This window comes from Pseudomonas sp. NBRC 111124, from assembly GCF_001320245.1.
Lineage (GTDB): Bacteria > Pseudomonadota > Gammaproteobacteria > Pseudomonadales > Pseudomonadaceae > Aquipseudomonas.
Genome location: NZ_BCBA01000004.1, coordinates 44900 through 64464, shown reverse-complemented (window position 1 = coordinate 64464; position 19565 = coordinate 44900). Strand labels below are relative to the sequence as shown.

Below are 19565 nucleotides of genomic sequence, written 5' to 3'. Positions count from 1 at the left end.
CCTTGTGAGGTGGTCAGTAGTGTCTAGGCTAAAAAGTCTGCAACGAGCAAATACCCAGGATGAACGGTATGAACAGGAACGCTCAGGCCCTCCATTGCGGCACGCCCGACGTGATGATCACTGATAACAGGGGGCTGGGTGTGCGCGAAATCGCTTACCACCGCCATCCACAAGCGATGGCCCAGACTGACCCGCGCATCACCCGCCATCGATTCAACGCGCTCGGGCAACGGCTGAACAGCGTCGACCCGCGTTTGCACGAGCACGCTCAGGGCGAGGACGAGGGGCTGGTCAATTGCTCGATGCGCTACTCATTCAGTGGGCGGCTGTCACGAACCGATTGCGTCGATGCCGGTACCGATATGTCCCTGGCCAGTATCGACGGCCGCGCGCTGCTGCAGGTTAATGGAATGGGCGTCACGCGTCGGCAGCACTATGAAGCAGTACCGCTGGCCGGTCGTTTGACCTATGTCAGCGAGCAGGTCAGCGCACAACCACGGGTTATCGTGGAGCGTTTCAACTGGGGGGATGCATCGACGGCGATCAAGGCGCGCAACCTGGCCGGGCTGTGCGTCCGTCACTACGACACGGCGGGTTGCCTCGGCCAGGACCGAGTGGGCATCACCGGGGTGGCGCTGGCGACCACCAGAAGGTTGCTCAAGCCCGGTAGCGAGGCCGATTGGCGAGGTGCAAGCGTGGAGCAGTGGGATCTGCTGTTGTCGCCGACGCCCTACACCACCTGCTATGCGGTGGACGCCATGGGCGCGTTGCGCGAGCAGATCGATGCGCAAGATCATGTGCAGCGGCACGCATACGATGTTGCAGGTTCACTCGCCAACAGTTGGCTGACCCTCGAGGGTGGCATCGAACGCATCGTGCTCAAGTCGCGGACCTATGCGGCCAGTGGCGAGACCTTGGGTGAAGTGCACGGCAACGGTGTCGTCACGCACTACAGCTATGAGCCGAGGACCCAGCGCCTTTGCGGCATGCGTATACAGCGACCTGCCGGGCATGCGTTCGGGCCAAGGTTGCTGCAGGCGCTGCATTACGCGTATGACCCCGTGGGCAATGTGGTTGGCGTGTACAGCGACGCCGAGGCGACGCGATTCTGGAATAACCAGAAGGTCATGCCCGCGCAGCATTGTGAATACGACACCCTCTATCAACTGGTCTCGGCCAGCGGTCGCGAAATGGCTGAAAACGCGCAACGTAATCCGGCCTTGCTCCCGCCTTCCATACCCCTGCGTGGCCAAGACGGCTCGCTGGTGAACTACGTCCGCCGCTATGCCTATGATCGTGGGGGCAATCTGAACCGCATCAGCCACGTATCACCCCTGGCCCGGGGCAGCTACACGCTGGCCATCACCGTGTCCGGGCGCAGCAACCGCGCCGTGTCGAGCGCATTAACCGAAGACCCGTTGCAAGTGGCTGCGCTGTTCGATGCGGCAGGTAATCAACGTTTGCTGCAGCCAGGTCAGGCGCTGTCGTGGACTTCTCGACAGGCCTTGCATGAGGTCGTGCTGGTGGCTGGCGATCACGGCCTGATGGAGGGAGAGTGCTACCGGTACGACGGCAATCGGCAGCGCACGGAAAAAATCTCGATTTACGCTTCCGGCAGCGAACACGTGCTGTATCTGCCCGCCCTCGAAATGCGCACCTGGCGTCATGGCCTGGATGTTACCCAGGCGTTGCAGGTGTTGCAGGTCGGTGGGGTGGGTAGGGTGCAGGTGCGGGTGCTGCATTGGCAGGTCGGACTGCCGGCAGGCATCGAGAACGGTGCATTGCGTTACTCATACGGCAATTTGACCGCAAGTGTCGGCCTGGAGCTGGACGGCAGCGGGCAGGTAATCAGCCGTGAGGACTATTACCCCTACGGCGGCACCGCCGTGTGGTCGACCCGCAACGAAGTGGAGGCAGGTTATAGAACACAGCGTTTTGCCGGCAAGGAGCGGGATGCGACGGGGTTGTATTACTTCGGCCAGCGCTATTACCAACCCTGGGTCGCACGCTGGTTGAGTGCCGACCCGGCAGGCTGGGTGGACGGCATGAATGTCTATCGAATGGTGCGCAACTCTCCGCTGACGTGGGGTGATGACGATGGATTGTCGGCAGAAAGGGATATCTACAGGAAGTACAAGGCGGTCAGGGAGGCCGGGGGCATTCTGCGGACGCTAAAGGAACGGAGTCGTGATTTTCTGGAATCGAAAAGGCGAACCACCACCTATGGTGCAGTCTTCTCTGGAATCAAGGCGGCCACGGTGTCGGCAGGCAGCTTTCTGGGTGCCGCAGTCGGCTCGGTGGTACCGGTGGTGGGTACGCATGCAGCAGGCGTGGTTGCAGGTCAAGTGACCTCAGTGATCATCCCGGACTATTTGCCTTCGCCGCAGGTCAAGGTGGCCGAAAAAATTGATCGCCTGTCAAAACCCGGATCCCTGCGTCAGGCCTTGGACGCTCTTGGCGTAGACGCGGGGGCGGTGAGTGAAGAGGTCGCTGGCAACGCCTTCGACCAAGCGGCGCAGCATACCCTGATGGAAGAGTTGGCCAGTGCAGTGCCACTGGTGCCCGTGGTTGCCATGGCCGAGATTCCCTGGAGGGTCGCCAAGGCAATCAGGTTATCCAAGGAAGACCTGGTGACGCAGCTTGAGGCCGAGCTGGATAAGGCAGAGTCGGTTCTCAACGGATTGATAGATCACATGAACAATGCGTTTGAAAATGATGGCCGTGACCTGGCGTTTTACCCACTGCCTTGGTCCCTGAAAAAAAGCCATGCCATCGGTTTGCGCGTACAGGGACGATCCTTGTTGTCGCCTGCAGTCGTGACGCAAAGCAGGTTCGACAGTCATGTCACTCACGTCAGGGAAGAAATCGGCGAACTGCGCGCACTGATTACAAGGCGAGGTCTGGGCATCCTGACAAGCCACCGTCCGATCTCACACCATTCCAACCCCAATCACCCTAGATGGGACCGCCACAAATCATTCGCCCACCGTTGATGACCCAAAGGGGGGCGGCGTGTCGCCCCCACACCGTGCATCATCCTGCGACCTGCCAAACAAAAGCCAAATATTTCATTTGCTTTCACCTGCGTACTTGGCCCGCAACCTGCTATATCCAGCCAGCGAAATTTGATCGAGTGGTCAGCCCGCCAGCGTCGTGCTGAATCGCGCGAGCCGCTCTGATATCTCGGCTGGCCACGGAATTCAGGGGCTGTAGGATGTTATTAGCAACGCAGGTGGAACAATCTGAACCAGATGCAGGCTGGAGCGCGCACCTGCAACTGCGCTTCATCGAGCGCAATGGGGTGACCCGCCTTGGTGCGCGCCGTCACTTTGGCCCGCTTTTGGTGCAGCGCCCGTTCTATCCGGAGGGCGCACCGTGCCACGTTTATGTACTGCACCCGCCAGGCGGCATCGTCGCGGGTGACCGCCTGGAACTGGACATCCACCTCGAGCCGGGCAGCCATGCGCTGCTGACCATGCCTGGCGCCAGCAAGTTCTACCGCAGCATTGGCCCTACCGCGTGGCTGGCCCAGCGCTTTCACCTTCAGGCCGGCAGCACCCTGGAATGGCTGCCGCAGGACAGCATCTTCTTCAACGGCGCCCGTGCCAGCCTCGACAGCCGCTTCACTTTGGAGCCGGGCGCGAAGTTGCTGGCCTGGGAGACCCTGTGCCTGGGCCGGCCGGTCATGAACGAGTGTTTCGAGCACGGCGCACTGGACAGCCGCCTGTCCATCGAGCTGCCCGGCGACACCGGCCTGCACGAGCGGCTGCGTATCGCCGGCGGGCAATTGGCCAAGGTCGGCGGTCACCCGCTGGTCGCCACGTTCTGCGCGGCGCCCGCGACCTCGGCTGTGCTGGAACAGGTGCGCGCGCTACTCGATGAACTCGACACCCCTGCAGGCGCGACCTTGCTTGGCTCGCTGCTGGTGATCCGCCTGCTCGATCACGATAACCAACACCTGCAACACACCCTGCAGCGCCTCTGGCATGCCCTGCGCCCGGCCGTTCTCGGCCTGGCCGCATGCCCGCCGCGCATCTGGGCCACTTGAGAGAGCGCCATGGAGCTGACCCCGAGAGAGAAAGACAAACTGCTGCTGTTCACCGCCGCGCTGCTGGCCGAACGGCGCCTGGCCCGTGGCCTGAAGCTCAACTACCCGGAGGCGGTGGCGCTGATCAGCGCGGCGGTGCTCGAAGGCGCCCGCGATGGCCGCACGGTGGCCGAGTTGATGAGCCTGGGCCGCGAAGTGATCGGCCGTGAGCAGGTCATGGAGGGCGTCCCGGAGATGCTGCATGACGTGCAGGTCGAAGCGACCTTCCCCGACGGTACCAAGTTGGTGACCGTGCACGACCCCATCGTCTGACCTGGCGCAGGAGCCCAGCATGATCCCAGGTGAAATTCAGGTCGCCGCTGGCGACATCGAACTCAACGTTGGCCGTGACACGGTCAGCGTCAGCGTGGCCAACCATGGCGACCGGCCGGTACAGGTCGGTTCGCACTACCACTTCTACGAGGTCAATGATGCGCTGGTATTCGAGCGCGCACCGACCCGTGGTTTTCGCCTCGATATCCCGGCTGGCACCGCCGTACGCTTCGAGCCGGGCCAGGCGCGCACCGTGCAGTTGGTGGCCTATGCCGGCAAGCGTGAAGTGTATGGCTTTCAGGGCAAGGTGAATGGCGCACTGGAGCGTGAAGCATGAGCCGTATTTCCCGTCGGGCCTACGCTGACATGTTCGGCCCCACTGTCGGCGACCGCGTGCGCCTGGCCGACACCGCACTGTGGGTTGAAGTCGAGAAGGACTTCACGGTCTACGGCGAAGAGGTCAAGTTCGGGGGTGGCAAGGTCATCCGCGACGGCATGGGCCAAGGCCAGATGCTCGCCGCCGAGGCCATGGACCTGGTGCTGACCAATGCCCTGATCATCGACCACTGGGGCATCGTCAAGGCCGATATCGGCGTCAAGCAAGGACGCATTGCTGCGATCGGCAAGGCCGGTAATCCCGACGTGCAGCCGGGTGTGACCGTGCCGGTAGGCCCGGGTACCGAAGTGATCGCCGCCGAAGGCAAAATCGTCACCGCCGGTGGCATCGACTCACACATCCACTTCATCTGCCCGCAGCAGGTGGAGGAGGCGCTGACCAGTGGCGTCACCACCTTCATTGGCGGCGGCACTGGCCCGGCCACCGGCACCAATGCCACCACCTGCACGCCGGGGCCCTGGTATCTGGCGAGGATGCTCCAGGCCGCCGATTGCTTGCCGATCAACATCGGCCTGCTGGGCAAAGGCAACGCCTCGCGCCCCGAAGCGCTGCGTGAGCAGATCGCCGCCGGCGCCGTGGGCCTGAAGCTGCACGAGGACTGGGGCTCGACCCCGGCCGCCATCGACTGCTGCCTGGGCGTGGCCGAAGAGATGGACATCCAGGTGGCGATCCATACCGACACCTTGAACGAATCGGGCTGTATCGAAGACACCCTGGCCGCCATTGGTGACCGCACCATCCATACTTTCCACACGGAGGGTGCTGGTGGCGGCCACGCACCGGACATCATCCGTGCGGCCGGGCAGGCCAACGTGCTGCCGTCCTCGACCAACCCGACCCTGCCGTACACGGTCAACACCGTGGATGAGCATCTGGACATGCTCATGGTCTGTCACCATCTGGACCCGAGCATCGCCGAGGACGTGGCCTTCGCCGAGTCGCGCATCCGCCGCGAGACCATCGCGGCCGAGGACATCCTCCACGACATGGGCGCCTTCGCCATGACCTCGTCCGATTCCCAGGCCATGGGCCGGGTCGGCGAAGTGGTGCTGCGCACCTGGCAGGTGGCGCACCAGATGAAGCTGCGCCGCGGGCCGCTGGCGCCGGACACCGGCTACAGCGACAACTTCCGGGTCAAGCGCTACATCGCCAAGTACACCCTCAACCCGGCGCTGACCCATGGCATTGCCCATGAAGTCGGCTCGGTGGAGGTGGGCAAGTTGGCTGACCTGGTGCTCTGGTCGCCGGCCTTCTTTGCAGTCAAGCCGGCCCTGGTGATCAAGGGCGGGATGATCGCCACCGCGCCGATGGGTGACATCAACGGCTCGATTCCGACCCCGCAGCCGGTGCATTACCGGCCGATGTTCGGCGCCATGGGCGCAGCCCGCCACGCCACGCGCATGACCTTCCTGCCCCAGGCCGCCATGGACCGTGGCCTGCATCAGCAATTGGGGCTGCAGAGCCTGATCGGTGTAGCCCACGGCTGCCGCCGGGTGCGCAAGGCCGACATGGTCCACAACACCTTGCAGCCAGTGATCGAAGTCGATTCGCAAACCTACCAGGTGCGTGCCGACGGCGAGTTGCTGGTGTGCGAGCCGGCCAGCGAACTGCCGCTGGCCCAGCGCTATTTCCTGTTCTGAAGGAGTGAAGATGATTGTCCTGACCCGCCGGATCGAGGCATCCGAGACCGTCACCGGTACCGTGACACTGGACGTCGACAGCCGCATCAAGAGCCGCCTGCGCGTGGCCCTCGACGATGGCCGCGAAGCGGGCCTGATGCTCGAACGTGGCCACCTGCTGCGCGGCGGCGAGTTGCTCGCCGATGCGTCCGGAGCCCATGTGATCCGGGTACTGGCAGCCCCCGAAACGGTTTCCACCGTGCGCTGCGATGACCCGCACCTGCTGGCCCGCGCCGCCTATCACCTGGGCAACCGCCATGTGCCGCTGCAGATCGAGCCTGGCCTGCTGCGTTACCAGCACGATTATGTGCTCGACGACATGCTGCGCGGCCTGGGCCTGACGGTGGAGGCCGAGCAGGCACCGTTCGAGCCCGAAGCCGGCGCCTACCAGAGCGCACCGCACAGCCACAGTCACAGTCACAGCAACGACCATCCATTCGTGCGCCTGCCAGCCCATTGCTGAATCCCTCATATAAGGAACCCACCATGAAAAAGATTTTCGCCCTTGCCCTGCTGATGGTCGCACTACCGGCTTTCGCCCACCCAGGTCACGACGGCAACCCATTGCATGACGGCTTGCTGCACCCGCTGACCGGCCTTGACCACCTGCTGATGCTACTGGGTACCGGTGTGCTGGCCGCGCTGACCCGGCGCAACCTGGCCCTGCCACTGGCCACCCTGGCTTCGATGTTCGCCGGTGCCGTGTGTGGCCACCTGTTCGGCGATGTGCTGGGCATGGAAAGCATGATCGCCCTGTCGGTGCTGGTGGCTGCAGCCGCCGTGCTGCTGCCGAGCCGTCAGTTGCTGCTGGCCCTGGCCATGCCGGTGTTCGCCCTGTTTCACGGCTGGGCTCACGGCGTCGAAGCCACGCCAAGCGCGTTCTGGATGTTCAGCGCCGGCTTTGTCACCGTCAGCGGCCTGCTGCTGGCCGTCGGCTTCGGCGTCGGTTGCCTGCTGCGCCGACACAGCGGCCTGCAGAAAGCCTTCGGCGGCGGCATGCTGGCTGGCGCCGCGCTGGTGCTGGCCGGTTGATGAACAGCGACCTGGCACTGCTGCGCCTGCTGCAGCTGGCCAGTCCAGGCCTGCCGGTGGGTGGTTTCACCTACTCGCAGGGGCTGGAGTGGGCCGTCGAGGCTGGCTGGGTACGCGACACTGCCGGCTTCAGTGCCTGGCAGCGCGAGCAGTTGCACGACACCCTTGCCCACCTGGACTGGCCGGTGCTGGCGCGCCTGTACCGCGCCTGTGAGGCCGACGATGCGCAAGCATTCGCCCACTGGAGCCGCTTCCTGCTGGCCAACCGCGAAACCGCCGAGCTGCGCCTGGAAGAACAGCAGCGCGGCTCGGCCCTGGCGCGGTTGCTCGATGGCTGGCAGCTGGGCCAGGACCCGGCCTGGCGCGCCAGCCTCGAACTCAGTCAGCTTGGCGGCATGGCCTGGCTTGCCGCGCACTGGCAGATCCCGCTGCGCCAGTTGGCCCTCGGCCATGCCTTCGCCTGGCTCGAGGGGGCGGTGATGGCCGGGGTCAAGCTGGTGCCGTTCGGCCAGCAGGCGGCGCAGACCTTGTTGCGCGACCTGGGCGCCGAACTGCCCGGCGTACTGGACGAGGCCTTGGCTTTGGCCGATGACCAGCTCGGCGGCGGCTTGCCGCTGCTGGCAATCGCTTCTTCACGTCACGAAACCCAATACACCCGTTTGTTCCGTTCCTGAGGACTGCCTCCATGCAAAGCTATCAGCAACCCCTGCGCGTCGGTGTCGGCGGCCCGGTCGGCTCTGGCAAGACCGCGCTGCTCGAATGCCTGTGCAAGGCCATGCGCGATCACTACCAGATCGCCGTGGTCACCAATGACATCTACACCAAGGAAGACCAGCGCATCCTCACCGAGGCCGGTGCCCTGGAGCCTGAACGTATCGTTGGCGTCGAGACCGGTGGCTGCCCGCACACCGCCATCCGCGAGGATGCGTCGATGAACCTGGCGGCCGTCGAAGCCCTGGCGCGCAAGTTCGGCAATCTTGAAGTGATCTTCGTCGAAAGCGGTGGCGATAACCTTAGCGCCACCTTCAGCCCCGAGCTGGCCGACCTGACCATCTACGTCATCGACGTGGCCGAAGGCGAGAAAATCCCGCGCAAGGGCGGCCCCGGCATCACTAAGTCGGATTTCCTGGTGATCAACAAGACCGACCTGGCGCCTTACGTGGGGGCTTCGCTGGAAGTGATGGAGCGTGACACCCAGCGCATGCGCCCGCAGCGCCCCTGGACCTTCAGCAACCTGAAGAAGGGCGAGGGCCTGCAGGCGGTGATCGACTTCATCGTGGAGCGGGGGATGCTGGGTGTGAGGGGTTGAATGCCTGTACCTCGACGCGGTTGCGGCCGTTCTGCTTGGCCTTGTACAGCATCTCGTCGGCTTGCTTGAGCAGGGTTTCGGCCAGCTCGCTATCGGGCTGACGGCAGGCCACGCCGACCGACAGGGTGAGTTTGCCGCAGTGGGGCGTGTCGGCCTGTTCGACCGCCTCACGGATGCGCTCGGCGATACGCCGGGCATCGGCCAGGGTGGTGTCCGGCAGCAGCATGGTGAACTCCTCGCCGCCGACCCGGCAGGGCAGGTCTTGCTGGCGGGAATTCTGCCGCAGCAGCTCGCTCAGGTGCTTGAGCACGTCATCGCCGGCGTCATGGCCATAGGTGTCGTTGACCCGTTTGAAGAAATCGATGTCCAGCGCCAGCACAGCGAATGCGCGTTCGCTTTCCATCAAGGTAGCGAGTGCCAGTTGCAGCGCCCGACGGTTGGCCAGGCCAGTAAGGGCGTCACTCTGGGCTTCCTGGCGCAGCTTGCCGAACTTCTCCTGCATCAGGCGCTCGGCAGTGAGCAGGGCCCGGCGGATGGCAGCGGCCTCGACGTACCAGGCATCTATCCCCCGCAGTTCATTGGCGGTTTCGCTGGCTGAAAGGTGCCTGGCGCCGTGTGCCAACTGGCGCAGTGGCTTGATCAGCCAGTAGGTCATCCACAACAGCAGCAGGAAGCCGATGAGGCTGGCCGGAAGAATGTACAACAGCACTTTGCGCATCAGTTCATGCAGCGGAGCCAGCGCCAGTTCGCGCGGTTGCTGGGCGACCACGGCCCAGTGCGTGTCAGGCACCGGGGCGAAGCCGGCGAGCATGGGGATGCCGATGTAGTTGGGCGCATCCAGGTTACCGGTCTCGCCGCGCAGGGCCGCTTCAATGGTCGGGCTGCCGGTGGCCAGCGCGCCGATGCGTTCATGGTCGGGGTGGTAGAGCAGGCGTTCGTTGGCGTCGGCGACGAAGGCAAAGGTGCCGTCATGCTGATAATGCTGGCCGATCACCGTGTGCAGTTCGCTTTCTTTTTTGAGAAACACCGAGCCACCGACAAGGCCCAGGTAGCGCCCGTCTGCAGCGAAGATCGGCTCCGAGACGAACACCACCAGCTCGTCCCCCCGTGAGGTGTAGGCCGGGCTGACCAGCGGCTTGCGGGCATCGACGGCCTGCTGGATTTCTGATGAACGCTGGCGGTGGCTGGCGATCTGGCGAATATCCGGGTACGCCACCAGCACTTGCCCCTGCGCATTGACGATGACAATGGAGTTGAAGTCCTCATCCTGGGCTTGCAGGCGCTTGGCTTCGGCTTGCAGCAACAGTGGGTCGTCCAGGCCGCCGGCAAGTTGCCCGGCGCTGTAAATCAGATGGCTGCGGGACGAGCGCAGGAACTCGGTGATGCTCGAAGCCACTTTGCTGGCATAGGCCTGGTTGGCCTTCAGGGAAAACTGTACCAACGTGTTGTGCTGCACCCGGTAGGCGACATACAGGGCATTGCCCAGCGTCGCCAGGCACGCCAGCACGACGATGCCGAGCACCAGGGTTCGCAGATCGATCATGGGCAAGCGCTTGGGCATGGCGGGTCTGTCTGGCAAGGGCGACGGGCTCAAGTATGGCCGGTTTCTGCCAGGCTGCTGCCAAAGTGCCGCCGTTGTGCGGCAGGTGGCACTTTGGGCGATGGGTCACTCATGGCAGCAATGGGGTTTGCCGGCTTGGCCCTCGTAGCGATCGTGGTGCCGGACCCAGTCCAAGGTCCCGGTCTCGTTGCGCCCCAGTGGGGCGATGTCGAGGAAGTTGTAAGTGTTGATCAGGATGTCCAGGCCACGGGCGTAGGTCGAATAGGTATGGTAGAGCGTGCCGTCCGGGTCCATGTAGAAGGCGCTCAGGCCGGGCAACTCGGCCTCATTGCCGGTGTACGGCGCGTAGTTGTACTGGCGTTGGCCTTCGCTGCCGACGCTGACGCCGAAGTCCTCGTTGAAACCGCTGCCGTCGGATGAGTACCAGGGGAAGCGCCAGCCCATGCGCTGGCGGAAGGCCTGGAATTCGGGGTAGGGCGCGCGTGACACGGCCACCAGCGAAACGTCGTGGTGGGCCAGGTGCAGGTTGGCGCCATCGAAATGGTCAGCGAGAAACGAGCAGCCTGGGCAGCCTTCGCTCCAGCCTTCGGCGAACATGAAGTGATAGACCAGCAGCTGGCTGCGCCCGGCAAACAGGTCGGCCAGGCTCAGCTCGCCGTCCGGGCCGTGGAAACGGTAGGGCTGTTCGACCTTGACCCAGGGCAGGGCGCGGCGGGCGGCGGCCAGTTCGTCGCGTTGGTGGGTGAAGGCTTTTTCGTGTAGCCAAAGTTGGCGGCGAGCGGCCAGCCATTGGTCGCGCGTTGCGACCGGGTGTTTTTGATCGGGGGTGCTCATGGTGCTGACTCCGCTTGGGGGTTCAGCTTTTGGTCGATTTGAAGTGAGGGAAATCGACAGGCCGGGCGGATGGGCGATGAGTGGTTGAGTGTGTTCGGCTCTGGATGTGTGGCGCCTGTGAGATCGAGCGCCGCGCGGGCGGCGCTCGATTGCCCGCCCTGATCAATAAATCAAGGCGAGCACATGGCCTCGATCACCGTCCACAGCTGCGGATCATTGAAATCTTTCACCACCAGCTTGGCCCCCGCAGCCAGCAGCCGCTCCGGCGTCTGGGTGGTGGCAACCCCCACGGTGAAGATTCCGGCCCTGCTCGCAGCCGTCACCCCCGGCAACGAATCCTCGAATGCCAGCGCTTCCCCAGCCTCCACTTCCAAGCGCTGCAGCCCGGTCAGGTAGGGCAGCGGATCAGGCTTGGGCCGCTCCAGCTCTTCGGCCACCAGCACATGCTCGAAGCGTTCCCCAAGGCCCATGGCTGTGAGCATGTGCTCGGCATTGAGCCGGGGTGCATTGGTCACCACGCACATGCCGATGTCCCAGGCTCGCGCATGGTCCATCAGGCGCAGCAGGCCTGGCATGGGTTGCAGCTCGGGTGACAGTTCGCGGAAAAGCGCTTCCTTGCGGTCGGCCAGCGCGTGGCGCTCGGTGGTATCGGCAAGTGGAAACAATTCGGCAAACAGTTCGCCATTGGCCCGGCCACTGACCTGGGCATCGAATTGCTCCTGGGTCAACTCGCGGCCGTCATAGTCGTGAAGCAGTTGGCGAAAGGCCTGCAAGTGCAGGGTGTCGGTGTCGGTCAAGGTTCCATCGAGATCGAACAGCAGGGCAGTCAGCATCAGGTATCCAGGTATTCACATAAACAAAAGCCCGGGGATGATAACCAAAGCTGACGACAAAGGGGGCTGTTCAGCGTACGCCGAAAAGAGTACAAATGTGCTCCATGGACAATCTCACCCCAAAACGCCGTGCAATCCTCGAATTCATTCGCGAGCGCATTGCCGACCACGGCCAGCCTCCGAGCCTGGCCGATATCGCCAGCCGCTTCGGTTTTGCCTCGCGCAGTGTCGCGCGCAAGCACATCACCGCGTTGAGGCAGGCCGGTTACATTGATGTCACGCCAAACCAGGCGCGGGGCATTCGCCTGGCCGAGCCCCTGCGCCGGCCGGAGATCCTCGAGATTCCCGTGCTGGGGCAAGTGGCAGCCGGTGCGCCGATCGGCCCGGACCTGGGCATTCACGAGCAATTGCTGCTCGACCCCAGCCTGTTCCGCCGCACACCGGATTACCTGCTTAAAGTGCGCGGCGATTCGATGATCGACGACGGTATCTTCGACGGCGACCTGGTCGGCATCCTTCAGCAGGGTGAGGCACGTGATGGCCAGATCGTGGTCGCGCGCCTGGATGGCGAGGTCACCATCAAGCGCCTGCAACGCCAGCCCGGTGGCTACCGGCTGCTGCCGCGCAACCCGGCCTATGCGCCGATCGACGTGGGGCCTGAACGCGAGTTCTTCATCGAAGGCGTGTTCTGTGGCCTGTTGAGGCGCGACTGATGGGCGCGGTGGTCGATCTCGATCGGCTGCTCGACCAGCGCCAGGTCTGGCGCGGGCGGCAGGGCCAGGTGCGCCCGGCCGGCTTGCAGCCCACCGGCCATGCGATGCTCGACCAACGTCTGCCGGATGGCGGCTGGCCGGCTGCTGCCCTCAGCGAGTTGCTGTTGGCCAGCCCGGGCTGTGGCGAGTTGCAACTGCTCTGGCCAACCTTGTCGCGCCTGACCGATGAAGGCGGGCGAGTGGTGCTGGTGGCGCCGCCGTTCATTCCCTACGCGCCGGCCTGGCAGGCCGCCGGTGTAGACCTGCGCTGGCTGGTGCAGGTCGATGCCGGGCAGGCCGATGCCCTGTGGGCCGCCGAACAATGCTTGCGCTCCGGCAGTTGCGCGGCGGTGCTGTGCTGGCCGGAGCGTGCCGATGACCGCGCTTTGCGTCGCCTGCAGGTGGCCGCTGAGACAGGCCAGGCACTGGCCTTCGCCTGTCGGCCGCAGCAGGCGGCGCACAACCCGTCGCCCGCCGCCTTGCGTATCGCCGTGGATACCCGCCCGGCGCAATGGCGTGTACTCAAGTGCCGTGGCGGTATGCCACCGGCGCTGCCTATCGCCTGCCCAGGGCGGGGCTGATGCACCATGCTCTGGGCCTGCATTCTCCTGCCCCAGCTGGCACTGGACTCGATCCTGCGCGAGCGTGACGACGCCGATACGCCACTGGTGCTGATCGGTGGCCCCGTTCAGCGTCGCCTGCTGCAAGCCGTCAATCCTGCGGCGGCGGCCATTGGCCTGCGGGCGGGGCAGACGCTGACCGCCGCGCGGGCCCTGGCCGATGGTTTCCATTGTGTCGAGGCTGATCCGGCCCGCATCGAGCAACTGCAGCAGTTGCTGGCAGCCTGGGCCTACAAGTTCAGTGCTCAGGTGAGCCTTCACTACCCTCGAGCCCTGTTGATAGAGGTCGGCTCCAGCCTGCAGCTGTTCGGCCCTTGGCCATTGTTCGAGGCCCGCCTGCGTGAAGAATTGGCAGCATTGGGCTTGCGCCAGCGCATCGTGCTCGCGACCAACCCGGTAGCGGCCCGTATGCTTGCCAACGGCCATGATGGCCTGGCACTGACCTGCGCCGACCAGACCCAGGCAGCGCTGGCGCGCATGCCGATTGAGCGTGTCGGGTTGCCAGCGGACGCTGCCGAGGCCTTTGCCCGCATGGGGCTGCGCCAGTTGGGCCAAGTGCTGGCCTTGCCGCGCGATGCGCTGGCCAGGCGTTTTTCCGCCCAGGTGCAGCTGCACCTGGACCAGTTGCTCGGCCTGCGTTCCAAGGGCCTGGATTTCTATCAGCCGCCGGACCGCTTCGAAACGCGTCTGGAGCTCAACTTCGACATCGAATCGCATCAGGCCTTGCTGTTCCCGCTGCGACGCATGCTCAATGACCTGGCAGCCTTCCTCGCTGGCCGCGACTGTGGTGTGCAGCGCTTTAGCCTGTACCTGGAACACGTCGAAGGGCCGGACACCTTGCTGCACGTTGGGCTGCTCTCTGCCGAGCGGGACGCCGCCATGCTGTTCGAACTGGCCCGCGGGCGCCTTGAGCCGCTGCGCATCCCGGCGCCCGTGCGTAACCTGCGGTTGGTCGCTGACGACCTGCCAGCCTTCGTGCCCCAGCACCAGGCACTGTTCGACCCCCGCGCCAAGCAGGCCCAGCCTTGGGAGCAACTGCGCGAACGCCTGCGTGCGCGCCTGGGTGATGAAGCCGTCAAAGGGCTGCGCGCCGAGGCCGACCACCGTCCCGAGTGTGCCTGGCAGCAAGCGGAGCAGGGCGCCCAGGGCAGCCTGCCGGCCTTGCCCGGTAGCCGTCCGGGGTGGTTGCTGCCCACGCCACAACCCCTCGAGGCGGCTGGCCATACGCTGCTGGGCCAGGCCGAGCGCATCGAGTCGGGCTGGTGGGACGGTGGTGACGTGCGCCGTGACTACTACCGCATCGAAACCCGCGATGGCCTGCGCGGCTGGGCCTATCAGGATCTGGCTCAACCCGGTCCGTTGTGGCTGCAGGGCTGGTTCGCATGAGCACGCCGGGCTACGCCGAGCTGCATTGCCTGTCCAATTTCAGCTTTCAGCGTGGCGCATCGAGCGCCGAAGAGCTGTTCCGCCGTGCCCATGAGCAGGGCTATCAGGCATTGGCGATCACCGACGAATGCACCCTGGCCGGTATCGTACGCGCCTGGCAGGCCGCCAAGGCGCAGCAATTGCGCTTGATTGTCGGCAGCGAAGTGCGCCTGCAGGATGGCCCCAAACTGGTGCTATTGGTGCAGAACCTGACGGGCTACCAGAACCTCTGCGCCCTGATCACCCGCGCCCGGCGGCGGGCCGAGAAGGGCGACTACCAATTGTTCGCGGACGATCTGCAGCAGCACCATGAAGGGTTGCTGGCGCTATGGATTGCCGATGACCCAGATGACCAGGCAACTGGCCGCTGGCTGCGTGGCGTATTCGCCGAGCGCTTGTGGCTGGGTATACACCTGCACCGTGGCAGCGATGATGACCGGCGCCTGGTCCGCCTGAGCGAACTGGCGGCGCACCTGGGCATCCGCGCTGTCGCCTGCGGTGACGTGCACATGCACGTACGCGGCCGGCGTGCACTGCAGGACTGCATGACCGCCATCCGCCAGCACTGCAACGTGGCCGAGGCAGGGCGATACCTGTTCGCAAATGGCGAGCGTCACCTGCGTTCGCTGGAGCAATTGGCCGAGCTGTACCCAGCAGACCTGCTGGCCGAGAGCCTGGTGATCGCCGAGCGTTGCCAGTTCGACCTGGGTGAACTGCGCTACCAGTACCCGCGCGAACTGGTACCCGAAGGCCAGACCCCCTCCAGCTGGCTGCGCGCATTGTGCGAGCAGGGCTTGCCCCAGCGTTGGCCTGCTGGGCCGAGCAGCAAGGTACGTGCGGTACTGGACAAGGAACTGGCACTGATCGAGGAGCTGGGTTACGAGAGTTATTTCCTGACCGTGCATGACATCGTCGCCTTTGCCCGCCGTCAGCACATTCTCTGCCAAGGCCGTGGCTCGGCAGCCAATTCGGTGGTGTGTTTCGTGCTGGGCATCACCGAGCTCGACCCGATGGAGCATCGCCTGCTGTTCGAGCGCTTCCTGTCCCGCGAACGCAACGAGCCGCCGGATATCGACGTGGACTTCGAGCATGACCGGCGCGAAGAAGTCATCCAGTACGTGTTCCGCCGTTACGGCCGGCACCGCGCCGCCCTGACTGCCGTGGTCAATACCTACCACGCTGCCGGGGCTGTTCGTGATGTGGCCAGGGTATTAGGCCTGCCGGCCGACCAGGTGGATGCGTTGGCCAAGTGCTGCGGCCGCTGGAGCGACCGTATCCCGGACGCTCAACGGCTGGCAGAGGCCGGCTTCGAGCCCGGAAGCCCGTCGCTGCGGCGCATCCTGGTACTGGCCGGTGAACTGATCGGTTTCCCCCGTCACCTGTCCCAGCACCCGGGTGGTTTCGTCATTTCCGAGCAGCCGCTGGACCACCTGGTACCGGTGGAAAACGCCGCCATGGCCGAACGCACGGTGATCCAGTGGGACAAGGACGACCTGGACATGGTCGGCCTGCTTAAGGTCGATGTGCTGGCCCTGGGCATGCTCAGCGCCTTGCGCCGCTGCTTCGACCTGTTGCAGCGGCACCGCGGTCGGCAGCTGACCCTGGCGACCATCCCCGGCGAAGACCCGGCGACCTACGCGATGATCAGCCGCGCCGAAACCATGGGCGTGTTCCAGATCGAATCGCGTGCCCAGATGGCCATGCTGCCGCGGCTCAAGCCTGACACCTTCTATGACCTGGTGATCGAGGTCGCCATCGTGCGCCCTGGGCCAATCCAGGGCGACATGGTTCACCCCTACCTGCGCCGGCGCCTCAAGCAGGAGCCGGTGACCTACCCCTCGGAAAAGCTCAAGGAAGTGTTCGAGCGCACCCTGGGCGTACCGCTGTTTCAAGAGCAGGTGATGGAACTGGCCATGGTCGCTGCCGACTACAGCCCCGGCGAGGCCGACCAGCTGCGCCGCAGCATGGCAGCCTGGAAGCGCCATGGTGGGCTCGAGCCCCATCGCCAGCGCCTGGTCGATGGCATGCTGCGCAACGGTTACGACCTTGCGTTCGCCGAGCGCATCTTCGAGCAGATCAAAGGCTTTGGCAGTTACGGCTTCCCCGAGTCCCATGCGGCAAGCTTCGCCTTGCTGTGCTATGCCAGCAGCTGGCTCAAGTGCCACGAACCGGCGATTTTCACCTGCGCGCTGGTCAACAGCTGGCCGATGGGGTTCTACAGCCCGGATCAGCTGTTGCAGGAGGCGCGTCGGCAAGGCATCGAGGTACGGCCGGTGGATGTGTTCCATAGCGAATGGGACTGCACGCTGGAGCCGGATCACCAGAGCGTTCTGGCCATACGCCTTGGGCTGCGGCAGATCCGGGGTTTCAGCGAGGCGGATGCTCGCCGGCTGGAGCAGGCGAGGGCGCAGCGCCCCTGGCGGGATGTCGAAGACCTGTGCCTGCGCGCCGGGCTCGACAGCCGTGCCCGCGCCCGGCTGGCCGATGCCGGCGCGCTGCGAGCCTTGGCCCGTGACCGCCACCAGGCGCGCTGGCAGGTGGCGGCAGTACAGCCGCAGTTGCCGCTGTTCGCCGAGGTGCAGGCATTGCCGGAAGCTGACGTGGCATTGCCCGCGCCAACGGTGGGCGAGGATCTGGTTGCCGATTACGACACCTTGGGAACGACCTTGGGCCCGCATCCGCTCAGGTTGTTGCGCTCACGGCTACGGGCGCTGGGCTGTCGCAGCTCCGCCGAGCTGGCGGGGGTCGAGCATGGCGATGCGATTGCCGTGGCCGGACTGGTGGTGGGGCGCCAGCGGCCGCAGACCGCCAGCGGGGTGACCTTCGTTACCCTTGAAGATGAGCACGGCATGGTCAACGTGGTGGTCTGGCGTGACCTGGCCGAGCGGCAGCGGCGGGCGCTGGTCGGGTCGCAGCTGCTCAAGGTGAGCGGGCGGCTGGAGCAGGAGAACGGGGTGCGGCATTTGATTGCCCGGCGCCTGGAGGACATCAGCCCCTTGCTGCAGGGGCTGGATGTAAAGAGCCGGGACTTTCACTGAGCTTGAGTCAGACCATCGCCAAATGCTGTTTGCGCGTCGGTGCGGGAAACGCCCGGTCGATCGCCCGCAAGTCTTCACTTGTCAGGGTCAACGCTCCGGCAGCCGCATTCAGCCGCACGTGTTCTGATGACACCGCCTTGGGAATGGCAATCACATCATTGTCCCGTGTCACCCAGGCCAGGCTGACCTGCGCCGGCGTTGCGCCATGGCGTTCGGCAATCTCGCTCAGCACCGGGTGCTGCAACAGCTGGCCAGCCTGGGCCAGCGGGCAGTAGGCCATGGTCGGCAAGCCCCGTTGGCGGCTCCACGGCAACAGGTCGAATTCAATGCCCCGCTGAGCCGGGTTGTACAGCACCTGATTGGTGGCGCAATCCGGGTTGTGCAGTTCGCGCAGGTCATCGACATCGAAGTTGGATACCCCCCAGTGGCGAATCTTGCCCTGCTCGCGCAAGCGCTCGAACGCCTCGACCGTTTCCTCCAGCGGATACTGCCCACGCCAGTGCAGCAGATAAAGGTCGATCACCTCGGTACCCAGGCGCTTCAGGCTGCGTTCGCAGGCTTCAGGCACACCCCGGCGGCTGGCGTTGTGCGGGTACACCTTGCTAACCAGAAACACCTGATCACGGCGCCCGGCAATGGCTTGGCCGACCACATTCTCGGCGCCGCCTTCGGCATACATTTCGGCACTGTCGATCAGGGTCATGCCCTGTTCGATACCGTATTGCAGGGCGGCCACTTCGGCGGCCTTGCGCGCCGGGTCTTCGCCCATGTACCAGGTGCCTTGGCCAATGGCCGGCACGCTGCAACCTGCCAGTTTCACGTAACGCATGTCACCTCCGGAGTCTGGGTATGGGAAAGCAGTACCTCGAGCAGCGCCTGGGCTGCGGTGGAAAGTTTGTGATCGGCCAGGGCAATCACCCCGATACGCCGTTCGACGGCGGGTTCGACCAGCGTCACGCAGTGGGCGCCCAATTCCTGCATCTGGTTGATGCACAGCGCCGGCACCGCGCTCACACCCAGGCCACTGGCGACCATGCGGCCGATGGTCGAGAGCTGGTGGCTTTCGAATGCCACCGCGAGTTTCCCATGGTGTGCCGCAACATGCTGTTCCATCAGCAAGCGCACTGCTGAAGGGCGTTGCAGGGCGATAAAATCCTCGGCCAACAGTTGTGCCCATGTGGTCTGGCTCTGCAGGGCCAGCGGTGAATCGACCGGCACCACGGCGACGAAACGGTCCATGTACAACGGGTGGAAATTCAGGCCTTCGGTGTTTTCCGGTTCGAAGCCGATGCCCAGTTCGACGCGGCGATGGCGCACCAGTTCCAGCACCTGTTCGTTGATCACGTCATGCACGGTGACGTTGACCTTGGGGTAACGCTGGCGGAACACCTTGAGTGAATGCGGCAGCAGGTTGCCGGCAAAGGCCGGCATTGCCGCCACCGAGACGCGGCCAAGCTGCAGGGTGAAGCGCTGGCGCAGCATCTCTTCGGTGTCGTCCCAGTCGGCCAGCAGGCGCCGGGCCAGCGGCAGCAGCACCTCGCCTTCGGCGGTCAGGCTGACGCTGCGCGTGGTGCGGGTGAGCAGGGCGCCGCCGAGGTTTTCTTCCAGCGCCTTGATGGTCAGGCTCAAGGCCGGTTGCGACACATGCAGGAGTTCACCGGCCTGGGCAAAGCTTTGGTACTTGGCGACGGCGACGAAGGCACGCAGTTGCTTGACGTTCATGAC

Annotated in this window: 18 protein-coding genes; 13 read left to right on the top strand and 5 right to left on the bottom strand. The window is 64.7% G+C overall.

Annotation, left to right across the window (positions count from 1 at the left end; genetic code table 11):
- Nucleotides 1–68 precede the first annotated feature (68 nt).
- The 9 genes from APH28_RS02220 to ureG all read left to right on the top strand — a co-directional run bounded on the left by APH28_RS02220 (nt 69) and on the right by ureG (nt 8777).
- On the top strand, nt 69–2993 hold the full coding sequence (locus tag APH28_RS02220; protein WP_177334209.1) for an RHS repeat-associated core domain-containing protein: 2925 nt from the start codon (nt 69–71) through the stop codon (nt 2991–2993).
- 221 nt (nt 2994–3214) lie between these two features.
- Nucleotides 3215–4048, top strand: a complete 834-nt coding sequence (locus APH28_RS02215) for an urease accessory protein UreD (RefSeq protein ID WP_060507413.1) — start codon at nt 3215–3217, stop codon at nt 4046–4048.
- A 9-nt stretch (nt 4049–4057) separates the two neighbouring features.
- Complete coding sequence (locus APH28_RS02210; protein WP_060507412.1) at nt 4058–4360, top strand: urease subunit gamma; 303 nt, start codon at nt 4058–4060, stop codon at nt 4358–4360.
- Between the two features lie 19 nt (nt 4361–4379).
- Nucleotides 4380–4697, top strand: a complete 318-nt coding sequence (locus APH28_RS02205) for an urease subunit beta (protein ID WP_060507411.1) — start codon at nt 4380–4382, stop codon at nt 4695–4697.
- A complete protein-coding gene (gene ureC, locus APH28_RS02200; protein ID WP_060507410.1) occupies nt 4694–6397 on the top strand; it encodes an urease subunit alpha in 1704 nt (567 codons plus the stop codon). The genes APH28_RS02205 and ureC overlap by 4 nt, the downstream gene beginning before the upstream one ends.
- Before the next feature lie 10 nt (nt 6398–6407).
- A complete protein-coding gene (ureE, locus tag APH28_RS02195) occupies nt 6408–6899 on the top strand; it encodes an urease accessory protein UreE (protein WP_060507409.1) in 492 nt (163 codons plus the stop codon).
- A 23-nt stretch (nt 6900–6922) separates the two neighbouring features.
- Nucleotides 6923–7468 (top strand): HupE/UreJ family protein, encoded by a 546-nt coding sequence (locus tag APH28_RS02190; RefSeq protein WP_060507408.1) that lies wholly within the window; start codon nt 6923–6925, stop codon nt 7466–7468.
- Entirely contained in the window at nt 7468–8142 is a 675-nt protein-coding gene (locus tag APH28_RS02185; protein WP_060507407.1) for an urease accessory protein UreF, read from the top strand. Before APH28_RS02190 ends, APH28_RS02185 begins: the two co-directional genes overlap by 1 nt.
- Before the next feature lie 11 nt (nt 8143–8153).
- Nucleotides 8154–8777 carry an urease accessory protein UreG gene (gene ureG / locus APH28_RS02180; RefSeq protein ID WP_027916761.1) on the top strand — a complete coding sequence of 208 codons (624 nt, stop codon included), beginning with the start codon at nt 8154–8156 and terminating at the stop codon, nt 8775–8777.
- Here the strand turns inward: ureG and APH28_RS02175 are convergent.
- From APH28_RS02175 to APH28_RS02165, 3 genes are all read right to left on the bottom strand, one after another.
- Nucleotides 8740–10320 carry a sensor domain-containing diguanylate cyclase gene (locus tag APH28_RS02175; protein WP_256248336.1) on the bottom strand — a complete coding sequence of 527 codons (1581 nt, stop codon included), beginning with the start codon at nt 10318–10320 and terminating at the stop codon, nt 8740–8742. The two genes, ureG and APH28_RS02175, sit on opposite strands and share 38 nt — an antisense overlap.
- Before the next feature lie 123 nt (nt 10321–10443).
- Complete coding sequence (locus APH28_RS02170; protein WP_060507405.1) at nt 10444–11172, bottom strand: thioredoxin family protein; 729 nt, start codon at nt 11170–11172, stop codon at nt 10444–10446.
- Between the two features lie 170 nt (nt 11173–11342).
- The gene (locus APH28_RS02165; RefSeq protein ID WP_060507404.1) at nt 11343–12005 is read right to left on the bottom strand and encodes an HAD family phosphatase; all 663 of its coding nucleotides are present in this window, start codon (nt 12003–12005) and stop codon (nt 11343–11345) included.
- Nucleotides 12006–12100: 95 nt separating this feature from the next.
- On the opposite strand from APH28_RS02165, the gene lexA reads away from it, so the two are divergent.
- The 4 genes from lexA to APH28_RS02145 are packed head-to-tail and all read left to right on the top strand — an operon-like array spanning nt 12101 to nt 17840.
- Complete coding sequence (gene lexA, locus APH28_RS02160; RefSeq protein WP_060507403.1) at nt 12101–12718, top strand: transcriptional repressor LexA; 618 nt, start codon at nt 12101–12103, stop codon at nt 12716–12718.
- Complete coding sequence (gene imuA, locus APH28_RS02155) at nt 12718–13338, top strand: translesion DNA synthesis-associated protein ImuA (RefSeq protein WP_060507402.1); 621 nt, start codon at nt 12718–12720, stop codon at nt 13336–13338. Before lexA ends, imuA begins: the two co-directional genes overlap by 1 nt.
- 6 nt (nt 13339–13344) lie before the next feature.
- Nucleotides 13345–14763: a DNA polymerase Y family protein gene (locus APH28_RS02150; RefSeq protein ID WP_060507401.1), complete on the top strand. Its 1419-nt coding sequence runs from the start codon at nt 13345–13347 to the stop codon at nt 14761–14763.
- Entirely contained in the window at nt 14760–17840 is a 3081-nt protein-coding gene (locus APH28_RS02145) for an error-prone DNA polymerase (protein WP_060507400.1), read from the top strand. Before APH28_RS02150 ends, APH28_RS02145 begins: the two co-directional genes overlap by 4 nt.
- Before the next feature lie 7 nt (nt 17841–17847).
- Here APH28_RS02145 and APH28_RS02140 read toward each other — a convergent pair whose 3' ends face one another.
- Nucleotides 17848–18669 (bottom strand): aldo/keto reductase, encoded by an 822-nt coding sequence (locus tag APH28_RS02140; protein ID WP_060507399.1) that lies wholly within the window; start codon nt 18667–18669, stop codon nt 17848–17850.
- On the bottom strand, nt 18657–19562 hold the full coding sequence (locus APH28_RS02135) for a LysR family transcriptional regulator (RefSeq protein WP_060507398.1): 906 nt from the start codon (nt 19560–19562) through the stop codon (nt 18657–18659). Before APH28_RS02135 ends, APH28_RS02140 begins: the two co-directional genes overlap by 13 nt.
- Nucleotides 19563–19565: the final 3 nt, after the last annotated feature.

Excerpts from the sequence above, each read along its gene's own strand:
- APH28_RS02150 (WP_060507401.1), top strand. The coding sequence starts at position 13,345 with ATGCTCTGGGCCTGCATTCTCCTGCCCCAGCTGGCACTGGACTCGATC.
- APH28_RS02220 (WP_177334209.1), top strand. The coding sequence starts at position 69 with ATGAACAGGAACGCTCAGGCCCTCCATTGCGGCACGCCCGACGTGATG.
- APH28_RS02175 (WP_256248336.1), bottom strand. The coding sequence starts at position 10,320 with ATGATCGATCTGCGAACCCTGGTGCTCGGCATCGTCGTGCTGGCGTGC.
- APH28_RS02165 (WP_060507404.1), bottom strand. The coding sequence starts at position 12,005 with ATGCTGACTGCCCTGCTGTTCGATCTCGATGGAACCTTGACCGACACC.
- APH28_RS02205 (WP_060507411.1), top strand. The coding sequence starts at position 4,380 with ATGATCCCAGGTGAAATTCAGGTCGCCGCTGGCGACATCGAACTCAAC.
- ureE (WP_060507409.1), top strand. The coding sequence starts at position 6,408 with ATGATTGTCCTGACCCGCCGGATCGAGGCATCCGAGACCGTCACCGGT.
- ureC (WP_060507410.1), top strand. The coding sequence starts at position 4,694 with ATGAGCCGTATTTCCCGTCGGGCCTACGCTGACATGTTCGGCCCCACT.
- imuA (WP_060507402.1), top strand. The coding sequence starts at position 12,718 with ATGGGCGCGGTGGTCGATCTCGATCGGCTGCTCGACCAGCGCCAGGTC.
- APH28_RS02215 (WP_060507413.1), top strand. The coding sequence starts at position 3,215 with ATGTTATTAGCAACGCAGGTGGAACAATCTGAACCAGATGCAGGCTGG.
- APH28_RS02140 (WP_060507399.1), bottom strand. The coding sequence starts at position 18,669 with ATGCGTTACGTGAAACTGGCAGGTTGCAGCGTGCCGGCCATTGGCCAA.
- APH28_RS02145 (WP_060507400.1), top strand. The coding sequence starts at position 14,760 with ATGAGCACGCCGGGCTACGCCGAGCTGCATTGCCTGTCCAATTTCAGC.
- lexA (WP_060507403.1), top strand. The coding sequence starts at position 12,101 with ATGTGCTCCATGGACAATCTCACCCCAAAACGCCGTGCAATCCTCGAA.
- APH28_RS02135 (WP_060507398.1), bottom strand. The coding sequence starts at position 19,562 with ATGAACGTCAAGCAACTGCGTGCCTTCGTCGCCGTCGCCAAGTACCAA.
- APH28_RS02170 (WP_060507405.1), bottom strand. The coding sequence starts at position 11,172 with ATGAGCACCCCCGATCAAAAACACCCGGTCGCAACGCGCGACCAATGG.
- APH28_RS02185 (WP_060507407.1), top strand. The coding sequence starts at position 7,468 with ATGAACAGCGACCTGGCACTGCTGCGCCTGCTGCAGCTGGCCAGTCCA.
- ureG (WP_027916761.1), top strand. The coding sequence starts at position 8,154 with ATGCAAAGCTATCAGCAACCCCTGCGCGTCGGTGTCGGCGGCCCGGTC.
- APH28_RS02190 (WP_060507408.1), top strand. The coding sequence starts at position 6,923 with ATGAAAAAGATTTTCGCCCTTGCCCTGCTGATGGTCGCACTACCGGCT.
- APH28_RS02210 (WP_060507412.1), top strand. The coding sequence starts at position 4,058 with ATGGAGCTGACCCCGAGAGAGAAAGACAAACTGCTGCTGTTCACCGCC.